We start from the raw sequence: 12,673 nt of genomic DNA, 5'->3' as shown, positions 1-12,673 counted from the left end.
ACACGACAGCTTTCCACAAAACCAAAAACTTAGTTTTGGTGTTTATGGATGAAGGATAATTCGCTTTCATCCAACAGAAATATCCCTCAGTTTGCAGAAAATTATGACGCGAAGGATCCCGTATGGCACGTATTTATCTGAAAAAAGCTACCAAAACATCTCAAACAGATGCAACTGATGTACAGGCAACAGTACGTAAGATCTTGCAAGACATCGAAACTGGCGGCGATGCAGTTGCGATGGAATTGGCGCAAAAATTTGACAACTATACTGGCCCTGCTCTTTTAGATGATGAAGCGATTGAAAAATCCATTTCGCAAGTTTCACAAAAATTACGAGATGATATGCAATTTGCACACGACAACATCCGCCGTTTTGCCGAAGCACAAAAAGCCAGCATGTCAGATGTTGAATTTGAAATCACACCTGGTCTGATCGCAGGCCAGCGTATGATGCCAGTACGTGCAGCTGGTTGTTACGTTCCAGGGGGCCGTTATTCGCATGTTGCATCTGCAATGATGACAGTGACAACTGCCAAAGTTGCGGGCGTTCATCACATTACAGCATGTTCCCCACCACAAGGCGATAAAGGTGTGAACCCAGCTATTGTTTATGCAGCAAAATTATGTGGCGCAGATAAAATCTTGTCTCTTGGCGGTGTCCAAGGCGTGGCTTCTATGACTTACGGTCTTTTCGGTCTGCCACAAGCTGACATTATTGTTGGCCCAGGAAATCAATTCGTTGCAGAAGCAAAACGCCAACTCTTTGGTCGCGTTGGTATCGATATGATTGCAGGTCCAACGGACAGCCTAATTCTTGCAGATAAAACAGCAGATGCTGATATTGTTGCCGCTGATTTGGTTGGCCAAGCTGAACACGGATACAACTCACCTGTTTGGTTAGTGACAGACAGTAATGATTTGGCTGAACGCGTTATGAAATTAGTGCCACCATTGATTGATGCTTTGCCAGAATTAAACCGTGAGAATGCTACTGCTGCTTGGCGTGATTATGCAGAAGTTATCGTCTGTGATGATCGCGAAGAGATGGCAGCAACCTCTGATGATTACGCACCAGAACATCTGACTGTGCAAGCAGAAGATCTTGATTGGTGGCTGTCACGTCTGCAATGCTACGGCTCTTTGTTCTTGGGCGAAGAAACAACCGTTGCTTACGGTGATAAATCATCTGGAACAAATCACGTTCTACCAACATCTGGCTCTGCAAGATACACAGGTGGTCTCTCTGTTCATAAGTACATGAAAGTTGTAACATGGCAGCGTTCGACACGTGAGGGTTCAAAACGCGTTGCAGAAGCAACCGCACGTATTTCACGTCTTGAAGGTATGGAAGGTCATGCGCGCACGGCTGATATTCGTTTGCACAAATATTTTCCAGAAGAGAATTTTGATCTAACTGCGGAAGCATAAATGCAAAAAAATCTGTTTAGCGTAGAAGGCAAAACAATCTGTGTAACTGGTGCCAGCAGTGGCATCGGTCGCGCTGTTTCTACAATGTTATGCGAAGCAGGTGCTAATGTAATTGCGGTTGCAAGACGCGCAGATGCTTTACAACAGTGGAAAGATGAAGCTGTAGGGAATGCGGAAATCGTCGCAGCAGATTTGAGTGATATAGATACACTGCCTGATCTTGCATTAGATATTTGCAAGCCTTTTGGTCCAGTTGATGTTTTGATCAACGCTGCAGGATTAAACACTCGTCAGCATGCTGATGCGGTTACTTTTGAAGGTTGGCGTAATACGCTAGATATAAATCTAAACGCGCCCTTTTTTCTTGCACAATCATTGGTCCCAATGATGAAAGAAAAAGGATGGGGGCGCATTATTAACTTTGGCTCCCTACAGTCTCGTCGCGCATTCGCAAATGGCATTGCTTATGGCGCCTCAAAAGGTGGCGTTGATCAGCTAACTCGCGCAATGGCGGAGGCTTGGTCAAAAGACGGGATTACAGCAAATGCTTTAGCTCCTGGGTTTTTCCCAACAGAATTAACTGCCCCTGTTTTTGGGGATTCAGAACTTGCAGATAAAAACGCCAACCAAACATGCATTGGGCGGAATGGGACAATGGACGATTTAACCGGCCCTGTTTTATTTCTGTGCTCAGATGCCAGTAATTATGTAACGGGTCAGATGCTATATGTTGATGGGGGGTTTACTGCGAAATGAAGGCACTCGTTTATACTGGCGTTAAAAATCTAGAATACAAAGATGTCCCTGATCCAGTTTTATCCGAAGGGGATAATTTGATCGTTATTAGGTCCGTTGGTCTTTGCGGGTCTGACATGCATGCATATTTAGGCCACGACGAACGCCGCCCTGCCCCTTTGATTTTAGGGCATGAAGCAGCGGGTGATGTTATCGAAGGACCCTTGAAGGGCAAACGCGTCACAGTAAACCCATTGGTCACATGCCAAAGATGCGAAGCTTGTTTAACGGGCCGGACCAATCTTTGTGCCAACCGGCAGATTATATCTATGCAACCACGTGAAGGAGCTTTTGCAGAACAAGTTGCGATGCCTTCCCGTAACTTAGTGGAAATCCCAAATCACATCTCTTACGACCATGCTGCAATGGCAGAACCTTTAGCTGTTTGTTGGCATGCAATTCGTTTGGGTGAAGAATCTCTACATACAGATCTGGATACGGCAAAGTGTTTGGTAATTGGCGGCGGCGCAATTGGTTTAGGATCAGCCCTAAGCCTAAAGGCAAAGGGTGCAACGGATATAACTATTTCCGAACCTAATGAAATTCGCCGCAATGTTCTGAACGATCTTAATTGCTTTGCAACATATGACCCTAGCAATGGTCATAATGTATCATCGCATTATGACGTAGTCGTAGACGCCGTAGGTTTCTCGGGCAGTCGTGCGGATGCATGTATGTTGGCAAAGCCTGGTGGCGTTATTCTCCACATAGGCTTGGGTGACAGTAAAGAGGGTTTGGATATTCGCCGCCTCACATTGCAAGAAATCATGTTCATTGGAACATACACCTATACTGAAGATGACTTTAGAGAGACCGCACAGGCTATTTACGCCCAGAAGTTTGGCGCATTAAATTGGATGGAAAATCGTGCACTAAAAGATGGCAATCAAGCGTTTACAGATATCTTAGCAGGGAACGTTGCTGCCCCTAAGATAATACTCAATCCTTAAGAGAATAGCGCAACCTTAAGATTCTCTGCACCTTCCAACAAAACATCCTTACGCGACACCAAATTATCCACTGACAATCTTTGCACAGGACAGTGAAAAGCAATGCTTGCAACATAACGTTCTAATGTGTCTTTTACTGGTACAGCAATAGCGACCATGCCATCAATGAATTCTTCATCATCTAAAGCGTAACCACGCTTTGAACATTTGTCTAAATCCTTCAACAGAGCTTCATGCGTTGTATGTGAGTTTTCCGTGAGTTTCTCCAATGCTAAACCTGACACAAATTTTTTGCGGGCAGATTTTGAAAGACTTGCAAGAAATGTTTTACCGCTCGCGGTACAATGAAAGGGAACATTAGAACCTACAGGTAATTGCACACGAAAAGGCCAATCGGTTTCAATACGATCCAAATAATGCATTCCACTTTCTTCGGGCACAACAAAGTTTACTGTTTCTTTTACTTGGCTTGCTATTTCTTGCAAAACTTGGTGGCGCATTATGTGAAAACGAGAGGCATGCAATAATCCTGCACCAAGTAAACGTAATCGACGTGTTGGTCTGTATCTCTTGCCACTTACTTCTTTTGCTAAGAAGCCTTCTTTTTCTAATGTAGCCACCAAACGGTGAACAGTTTGTTTAGGTAACCGTATTTGTTCGTTGATCTCGGTAGGAGTCATTGCATGGTCACTACGACCTATAATTTCTAGGATTAATAGAGTGCGTAAATTGGTTGGTATGCGATTTTCTTCGGTCATTTCAAAACTTCGGGTTGCGAATCAGTTCCTCACTATCATAGAACTGTTACACACATAAAACGAGACTAAAAGTCTCATTTTTTAATATTTCTGGGGGTTTCGTTGGAATTCGACTTTGTTATCGTAGGTGCAGGCTCAGCTGGATGTGCAGTTGCCAACCGTTTGTCTGAAAATGGGCGCTATAGCGTTGCCTTGCTTGAAGCAGGCGGAAAAGACTCCAACCCATGGATTCATATCCCTGTTGGTTATTTTAAAACGATGGGGAACCCGAATACCGATTGGCAGTATAAAACTGACGAAGATCCTGGCCTGAATGGCCGTTCTATCCCATGGCCTCGTGGTAAAGTTCTTGGCGGCTGTAGTTCTATTAACGGACTACTATATGTACGTGGTCAGGCTGAAGACTTTGATGGATGGCGCCAAATGGGCAATGCCGGCTGGGGTTGGGACGATGTTCTACCTTATTTCAAACGCGCAGAAACATGGAAAGGTGATCCTTCCACTGATGAACGTGGTACGGATGGACCTCTTTCTGTCTCTCCAACAGCATTAAAGCGTGACGTTGTTGATCGTTGGCTAGATGCAGCTGAAGCTGCAGGATATAAACGTAATGATGATTACAACGGCAACGGTCACGATCAAGAAGGTGTTGGTTACTTCCAGCTTACATTGAATAATGGTCGTCGTTGTAGTTCTGCGGCAGCGTATCTGAAACCAGCGCGCAGCCGGCAGAACCTCGAGATCATCACACATACGCAGGTTCGCAAATTGAACATTGTTGAAGGTCGTGTAACAGGTGTTGATGCCGTTACTAAAGGCAAGAACATTACTATTAATGCACGTAAGGAAGTTATCCTTTCGGCAGGCGCAATTGGTTCTCCGCAAATCTTAATGCTTTCTGGTATTGGCCAAGCGGACGATTTGGCACCTTTAGGTATTGATGTGATCAAAGACCTGAAAGGCGTTGGCAAAAATTTGCAAGACCATTTGCAAGCGCGCCCTATTTTCAAAACAAACCTGTCTACAATTAACATCGAGACAAACAACTATTTCAAACAAGGCATGATTGCATTGCAATATGCGTTGAATAGAACTGGCCCGATGACAATGGCAGCAAGCTTGGGCACAGGGTTCTTGAAAACAGATGAACGTTTGGCAACACCAGACATTCAGTTCCACATTCAACCTTTCAGTGCCACAAACGCTGTTGAAGGCCCGCATAAATTCTCTGCATTCACAGCTTCTGTTTTACAAATGCGCCCTGAAAGCGCTGGCGAATTGAAATTGAAGTCTGCAAATTATCTAGATCACCCCGAGATTCACCCGAATTACTTAGCGACAAAGCTAGATCAAGATACGATAGTTAAAGGAATTCAAATCGCGCGTAAAATTGCGCAGTTCGAACCCTTGAAACAGCATATCACCGAAGAGTATGATCCAGGGTATGAAGTAGCTATGGACGATTATGACGCGACACTTAATTGGGCGCGCAATACATCGGTAACAATCTATCACCCAACAGGAACCTGTAAGATGGGTAATGACCCAATGTCTGTTGTGGATGAAAAACTAAAAGTACACGGAATTGAAGGTTTGCGCGTAGCGGACTGTTCAATCATGCCTATCATTACAAGTGGTAATACAAATGCCCCTGCAATCATGATCGGTGAAAAAGTTTCAGATATGGTATTGGAGGATGCTGCCTAATGATGGATACATTTATAGGATTTGGACAAATCATCATCGCCGACTTAATTTTGTCAGGCGATAATGCACTTGTTATTGGTATGGCCGCTGCTGGATTGCCCGCAGAACAACGTAAAAAAGCAATCTTTTATGGTATGGTCATCGCAGCAGTATTGCGTATCGTTTTCGCAATCATCGCAACAAGCCTTTTGGGCGTAAAAGGTTTGCTATTCGTTGGTGCTCTTTTGCTATTCTTTGTTTGTTGGACACTGTTCAAAGAAATACGTTCGGGTGTGGATCACCAAGCAGAACACGCATTAATGGATGCTGCTGACCCTGAAGAGGGTTATACAGGTCCTCAAAAACGCACAATGTTCTCTGCTTTGGTCTCAATTACGATCGCAGATATCACTATGTCACTTGATAATGTGCTTGCTGTTGCTGGTATTGCCGATGGTGACACCACAATGTTGGTGTTTGGTTTAGGCTTAGCTATTGTTTTGATGGCCTTTGCTGCTACACTCATCATGAAAATGCTCGCTAAATACCCTTGGATCTCATGGGTTGGTTTGATTGTTCTGATCTGGGTTGCTGGCGAAATGCTGTACCGCGGTTTCTATGACATCAATACAGGGGTTGGCCCAATGCTTGGATTGGTCGAAGGCTTTGAAACAAGCAAAGGCGGCGGACATTAAGAATTTGTGGTCAGTACTTCGGTGCTGACCCAAGTAATCACCACCTTATTGTCTTCGATGGGTGGACAACGATTAATAAGAAGACAAAACAAATGGGAGGAAACCATGTTTAACTTTAAGAAAGTAACGACTGGCGTTGCAGCTGCGGCTGTTGGCCTGTCTTTTGCTGCTTCTGCATTCGCAGAAACAACAATTCGCGTACAGTCTGTGCTGTCAGCGAAATCAGACGAAGTTGTAATGCTAAACAACTTTGCTGACGACGTTGCTGCGTTGACAAATGGCGAAGTAAAAATCGAAGTCCTAGCAGCAGGTTCTGTTGTTGGTGTTAAAGAAACTCTAGACGCTGTTGACCAAGGTTTGGTTGAAGGTGGCTTTGCTTGGACACACTACTGGTCAGGTAAACACCCAGCAGCAATGCTATTCGGTTCTCCAGTAGCTGGTGCTGGTGTTGGTATCGACAACATCGCATTCTTGTCTTGGTTCCAATTCGGTGGTGGTAAAGAACTTTACGACCAACTATGGGACGAAATGGGCATGAACGTAAAAGGCTTCATGCTTCAGCCAGTTGGCCCAGAAGCTTTGGGTTGGTTCAAAGAGCCAATTAATTCAATGGACGACTTCCGTAAGTACCGTTTCCGCACACCTCCAGGCATCCCTGGTCAAACATATAAAGACATTGGCGTTGCTTCTGTTGCTATGGGTGGTGGTGACATTCTACCAGCTCTTGAAAAAGGCACAATCGATGCGGCTGAATGGTGCTGCCCGAAGCCTGACTCAGTGTTCGGTTTCCAAAAAGTACTTAAGCACTACTACCTACAAGGTCTACACCAGGTTGTTGTGAACGCTGACATGTACATCAACAAAGACGTTTACAACGGCTTGACTGATCTACAGAAAAAAGCAATCGAAGTTGCTGCAAACGCTTCTTTGTCTAAATCAATGTCTTACCGTATCTACGAAAACGGTAAAGCTCTTAAAGATTTGACAGAGAACCACGGCGTTATCTTGCATGACACTCCAGCTGACTACTTCCCTGCATACATGAATGCAGCGAACGCAGCTCTAGAGAAGAATGCAGCAGAAAACGAATTCTTTGCTAAAGTTTGGCAGTCTCAAAAAGACTTCGCTGCAATCGCAGTTCCTTTCTGGGCTGGTGCACAAACATCAAACGCAGCTTTGGGTAAAGCATTCGCTGACCAAGTTGCAGCTGGTAACTAAGACTTAAATACTTACACTATGTAGGTGCGGGGCATTTTTGCCCTGCACCAATCATTATTTGCTAGGGCATTTAAGCCTTGCCATATAATGATTAAAATAAGGGAGGGGCTCGATCATGGCCGAAGAAGAAATTCCAGAGAACCTGGAAATAACTGATGAATTGATCGCCGAAAGACGTGCAGAGGAACCTGGTGAAACGCCAGAGGACATGACGTCTTGGCAACGTCCAATAACTGGTACGATTGACGTGATAAACATGTGGGCAGGTAAAATTATCTGTCTCCTATTGGTCCCTTTGATCTTTGCAATGGTATTCGAGGTTGTTTCTCGTAAAGCCTTTGCCGTTTTATCCGCAAATGACATGGCTGACTTGGCACGCTCATGGGGTCTCGGCCCTACTTTGTGGGCTTACGATATCAGTCGGATGTCAGGTGGTATTCTCTTTATGGGTGCTGCTGGTTATGCATTGATGCGCGGCGTACACATTCGCGCCGACTTCTTATACAGAAACTGGTCCAGTAAAACGCAGGCAACTGTAGATGCAGCCTTGTATTTGGCATTCTACTTCCCTGCTATGCTTTTCTTTTTCTGGTCATCATATGAATATGGCTTAAAAGCATTTGGCGGAAACATCTTCGATACAGTTGGTTGGGAACGCGCAAGTGACAGTACATGGGCACCTTATGTTGGGCCTGCACGTGCATTTATGCCAATTGGTGCATTCTTGTTGTTACTACAAGGTTTCCCAGAACTATTCCGTGCATTCCACCAAATGGGCAAAGAGCGTGAATCGAAGTTTTTAAAGCTTCTTCCATTCTACTTTGTTGCTCTGGCTGCTGTATTTGTAACAGTATACTATCCAAACGTATCTCCAATTGATGACTGGTTTGCTGGTATATTTGGTGGTTCCGATGCATTTAGCTTCTCAAAACCAACAATTGGTCTGTTCATGTTGGCTGCAATGTTGTTTGCGATTTTCGTAGGCTTCCCAATTTCGTTTACGTTGATCTTCCTAGCATTCGTATTCGGTACATGGGGAACAAGCAGTAAGCTGACATTCTTCTTGATGACATTGCAAACAAACGCTGTGATGTTGGATGATCAGCTGGTTGCGGTGCCATTGTTTACCTTCATGGGTATTATGATGGAACAAGCTGGCCTGATGGAACGTCTGTTCCGTGCGGTACAATTGATGATGAGCCGTACACGCGGTGCGCTTTATGTGGCGGTGTTGTTCGTATCAACAATCTTTGCTGCGGCGACAGGTATCGTTGGTGCGTCTGTTACAATCCTTGGTATTATGGCTGGTAAAACCATGAACCGCTCTGGGTACAACGTGCGTCTGGCGGCTGGTACGATTACAGCTGGTGGTACTTTGGGTATCTTGATCCCACCATCTATTATGTTGATCGTTATGGGCCCTGTTCTTGAGGTTCCTGTTACGGACTTGTTCCGCGCAGCAATCTTACCAGGTATCATGCTTGCATCACTATACTTGGTTTACTCACTTGGTCGTTGTTTGATGGATTCATCTTTAGGTCCAATTCTACCTGTTGATGAGCAACCAGAAACTTCACCATACTATCCTGCTGAAGTTGCAATCGTGTTCGCAGCATTATTCTTCTTCATCTGGCTGTGTATCAAAGCCTCGACTGGTGCATTAGCAATTTTCCCTTTTGCAGGGCTGCTATTCCCAATCGCATGGATCGGCATAATGTATGCAGTGTATAATTGGACAAGAAAAGTGAAGCCAGGTGGCTTCTACTTCTCGGACCTATGGTACGAGTTCTTCATGGGCTTGGTACCACCAACAGTACTGATTGCATTTGCACTTGGTTCTATTTTGGCTGGTTGGGCCACACCAGCAGAAGCTGCGGCTTGTGGCGCATTAGGTTCCATTATCTTGTCAGTTGCATACAAGAAGTTCACAACAGCAGGTCTATATGATGCGTTGATCAAAACACTAGAGCTATCAGTATTGATCATGTTCCTAGTAGCTGCATCAAACTTCTTTGGCGCTGTGTTCTCAAACTTGGGTACACCGAAAATGCTAACAGAATTGTTGCTGTCTTTGGATATGTCACCAATTATGATGCTGATCTTGATTATGGCATTGATCTTCTTGCTTGGTTGGCCACTTGAGTGGGTGCCAATCGTGTTGATCATTATTCCAATCTTGGTTCCAACAGTGCTTTCATTGGATCTTGGGTTCGAAAACGAAGTTGATATGTTGACTTGGTTCGCGATCCTCGTCGCCGTGAATTTGCAAACCGCGTGGCTCAGTCCACCCGTAGCGCTCTCGGCCTACTTCCTCAAAGGTGTTGTGCCTGAGTGGGATCTAAAAGATATCTATCTTGGTATGATGCAATTCATGTGTATCCAGATGCTTGGTCTAATTTTGATCTTCATCTTCCCAGAGATCGCACTATGGCTGCCTGAATACCTAAGCGGTAGCAATTAAACATAGTCACTTTGATTATTAACAGATTAGAGGCCGGCATTCCCGGCCTCTAAATCGTTTAGGAGTTGAAAGTATATGCCACTGAATTTGAATAATACTCAAATCAAATGCGTAGTTGCATGCTGTATGTTCTTGCCTTCTACAGCCTACGCAGAACTCACGAACGAAGACGTATGCAACTTAGCCGACAAAGAAGGGCGTCTCGCAGAGGTGACCTACGCACAATGTACTTGCGCCATGAGTAAGGCAGACGAACATTTAGAAGACGATATGAAGTTAGCATTAGTAGAAGCAATGGTGGCAGGCACATCACCCATCCACGCTATGCTAGCGCGTGGTTACAAGATGAATGTAATTGCAAATACATTAGAAAAATATGGCGATGCCACTTTCGCAGACTGCGGCCCCGTCTTATCTTTTTAGAATCTCTTTTTGTATCAATAATATAAGCCAATGGGCCAATCAGGACATCTATCCTTCAGCATTTCATTCACCCCAGAATAACCCTAAGTGACGGCTCACAATCTCTTCATAACGCTTTGTACTTTTAAGTTTTTCCAAACCAGCATTGAAGCGGTACAAGTGCGTCGTACCCCGCCAATGGCGTTTAGATATAATAACATGAAGCGTTTCTGTCGAAATTGGGCGGTCCAAAGTTTTTACTTTGTCCGCCAACCCCATATCCTTGATCTTTTGGTATCCAAGAAATTCATTCAATGTAACGCCATCAACCTTACCTTCTGTTAAAAGATTGAAACACGCTTCAGGGCTCTCCGCCTGCGTTAACTTCACCAGACCTTTGGTAAGCCATTGCCGATCTTCACGATCAAGGTCATGCGTGAAATACCCCTTCGGACGACAAAGTGTTTTCCCGTGTAGCTCATCATCCTTTTCAAAAGCTAATGAATCTCCATCCTGTACATATAAACGGACGAGGATGTTAAAAATTGGCTCCGAAAAGTGAAAATTCACACAGCGTTCATTTTCAGGATCCGCATTACAATCTGGCTTAATCCATGGGAACCCCATATCAAATTCTTTATTATCCAACTTTGGAAATAGATGTTGTGACCAGTCATTTTCCCAAGTTAACGAGAATGGAACAGGTGATGGGCTTTCTTCTAAAGCAGCATTCACCAGCTCTGTCGCCAACCCCTGCCCTGACCAATCTTGGTCCGTAAACGGCGCGTAATTCGATCCAGTCAGCAACTTGATACCAGCATCATCTTGCAACAATGGTTTTGGATCAGCCTTGCGATTTGCCGTTTCTAGACATGGGATAGTTAATTCCACACCCACAGGTACATTCACCAAGTTTCCAGCAAGTGCGACTTCATTTGCATAATAGATCACGGACCAACGGCTGCGATCACCGTAATATTGTTCAGCAACTGACAAAAGACTATCACCGCCTTGCAAAGTGTGTGTCACATCGCAAGAAGTTTGGGCAGCAAGCGGAGTTGCAGCAAGTGCAAATATCCCAGTTACAAACCATTTACTCATCATTACCGTCCCCCCAGAACAACGTGACATACAATTACGATCTTAAAAGTCTTTCCAAATCTCCGTCATTTGAGCATCAATCACTTTTTGATACGCGCCTGATCTCTTAATTTTCTCCAAGCTTGCATTCACGATGCTGATCAATTCATCCGCTTCTGGATTTTCCTTATAAGCAATGACATGAAGGCCCTCGATGGATAGTGGACGTGTTGCAATAACTTCGACTTTATCAACAATATCAAGCTTCTTAATTTCACCACGACCTGTGAATTCATTCAATGCAACGGCATCAACAGATCCGTCCAGCAGCATATCAAAACACTCTTTCAACGAACCAGGCTGTTTCAATGTAATCTTACCATCTTTGATCCAATCACGACCACCCTTTTCAAAGATATGAGTCGTATACCCTTGTGGACGGCAGAACGTTTTACCAAGAGCGTCGCTGTCTTGTGTGAACTTCATTGGGTTCGATTTGTTTGTGAACAACAACATTAACATTTCAAACATTGGTTCTGAATATACAAAACGGCAACGTTCATGATCTGGCAAAGCTACACAGTCAGGCTTAATCCATGGGAAGCTCATATCCACAAGATTGTTTGGCAAAAGTTGATCAAGATGCGAAACCCAATCATTAGACCAATTGATACTATATTCCGAAACGTCTGAATTAGCTTTCATCGCTGTATCAACAAGATCAGTGATCAAACCGCCGTTTAACAAACCGCGGTCAGTGAACGGTGCATAAGCATCGCCCGTCAAAATCGAAATCCTTCTAGCGTTTGGCGCCGTTGTAGTTGTTGTGGCTACCTCTGGCTCTGCGACTGCTTGTACAATTTGTGCGCCACCTTCTAATCCAAGAGGTAAGCCACCGATGCAAGATAAGTTATATTTAGCACCAACGCGGATTGCATTCGGGTTTTCGCCAATTGCCTTTAAGTTGTTGCTATAGATAACAGACCATTTTCGAGCATCTTTATATTGTGTGTCTGCAATTTGGGATAATGTATCACCACGCTTGACAGTATAAAGACCACCACAACTTTGTGCAGCGGCGGACGTAATTCCTAAACCAACTACAAATCCAGTTGTTAATAATAACTTTGTAAACATCAGTATTCCCCCAAATACATTTTGGCTAATGTGCCAGTCTTACCTGCTGATCGCAAGAGCC

Annotated in this window: 11 protein-coding genes; 8 read left to right on the top strand and 3 right to left on the bottom strand. The window is 44.4% G+C overall.

Annotation, left to right across the window (positions count from 1 at the left end):
- Window positions 1-122 precede the first annotated feature (122 nt).
- The 3 genes from hisD to F9L33_RS15190 are packed head-to-tail and all read left to right on the top strand — an operon-like array spanning window position 123 to window position 3,175.
- Complete coding sequence (hisD, locus tag F9L33_RS15200) at window positions 123-1,430, top strand: histidinol dehydrogenase (RefSeq protein ID WP_152143669.1); 1,308 nt, start codon at window positions 123-125, stop codon at window positions 1,428-1,430.
- Complete coding sequence (locus F9L33_RS15195; protein ID WP_193222075.1) at window positions 1,431-2,186, top strand: SDR family NAD(P)-dependent oxidoreductase; 756 nt, start codon at window positions 1,431-1,433, stop codon at window positions 2,184-2,186. It abuts the gene before it with no gap.
- A complete protein-coding gene (locus F9L33_RS15190) occupies window positions 2,183-3,175 on the top strand; it encodes an alcohol dehydrogenase catalytic domain-containing protein (RefSeq protein WP_152143668.1) in 993 nt (330 codons plus the stop codon). Before F9L33_RS15195 ends, F9L33_RS15190 begins: the two co-directional genes overlap by 4 nt.
- Here F9L33_RS15190 and F9L33_RS15185 read toward each other — a convergent pair.
- Entirely contained in the window at window positions 3,172-3,933 is a 762-nt protein-coding gene (locus F9L33_RS15185) for an IclR family transcriptional regulator (protein WP_152143667.1), read from the bottom strand. The genes F9L33_RS15190 and F9L33_RS15185 overlap by 4 nt on opposite strands.
- A gap of 102 nt (window positions 3,934-4,035) precedes the next feature.
- Between F9L33_RS15185 and F9L33_RS15180 the strand changes: the two genes are divergently transcribed.
- The 5 genes from F9L33_RS15180 to F9L33_RS15160 all read left to right on the top strand — a co-directional run bounded on the left by F9L33_RS15180 (window position 4,036) and on the right by F9L33_RS15160 (window position 10,416).
- Complete coding sequence (locus F9L33_RS15180) at window positions 4,036-5,640, top strand: GMC family oxidoreductase (RefSeq protein WP_152143666.1); 1,605 nt, start codon at window positions 4,036-4,038, stop codon at window positions 5,638-5,640.
- Window positions 5,640-6,314, top strand: a complete 675-nt coding sequence (locus tag F9L33_RS15175; protein ID WP_152143665.1) for a TerC family protein — start codon at window positions 5,640-5,642, stop codon at window positions 6,312-6,314. Before F9L33_RS15180 ends, F9L33_RS15175 begins: the two co-directional genes overlap by 1 nt.
- A gap of 105 nt (window positions 6,315-6,419) precedes the next feature.
- The gene (locus F9L33_RS15170) at window positions 6,420-7,532 is read left to right on the top strand and encodes a TRAP transporter substrate-binding protein (protein WP_152143664.1); all 1,113 of its coding nucleotides are present in this window, start codon (window positions 6,420-6,422) and stop codon (window positions 7,530-7,532) included.
- Between the two features lie 115 nt (window positions 7,533-7,647).
- Window positions 7,648-9,993 (top strand): TRAP transporter large permease subunit, encoded by a 2,346-nt coding sequence (locus F9L33_RS15165; protein WP_152143663.1) that lies wholly within the window; start codon window positions 7,648-7,650, stop codon window positions 9,991-9,993.
- A 237-nt stretch (window positions 9,994-10,230) separates the two neighbouring features.
- Window positions 10,231-10,416 (top strand): hypothetical protein, encoded by a 186-nt coding sequence (locus F9L33_RS15160; protein WP_152143662.1) that lies wholly within the window; start codon window positions 10,231-10,233, stop codon window positions 10,414-10,416.
- Between the two features lie 63 nt (window positions 10,417-10,479).
- On the opposite strand, the gene F9L33_RS15155 is transcribed toward F9L33_RS15160, so the two are convergent.
- The gene (locus F9L33_RS15155; protein ID WP_370452145.1) at window positions 10,480-11,496 is read right to left on the bottom strand and encodes a transporter substrate-binding domain-containing protein; all 1,017 of its coding nucleotides are present in this window, start codon (window positions 11,494-11,496) and stop codon (window positions 10,480-10,482) included.
- Window positions 11,497-11,538: 42 nt separating this feature from the next.
- Window positions 11,539-12,612: a transporter substrate-binding domain-containing protein gene (locus F9L33_RS15150; protein ID WP_152143660.1), complete on the bottom strand. Its 1,074-nt coding sequence runs from the start codon at window positions 12,610-12,612 to the stop codon at window positions 11,539-11,541.
- Window positions 12,613-12,673: the final 61 nt, after the last annotated feature.

This window comes from Amylibacter sp. SFDW26, assembly GCF_009184395.1.
Lineage (GTDB): Bacteria > Pseudomonadota > Alphaproteobacteria > Rhodobacterales > Rhodobacteraceae > Amylibacter.
The sequence above is the reverse complement of the archived record's forward strand: the minus strand, read 5'-3'. Positions and strand labels throughout refer to the sequence as shown.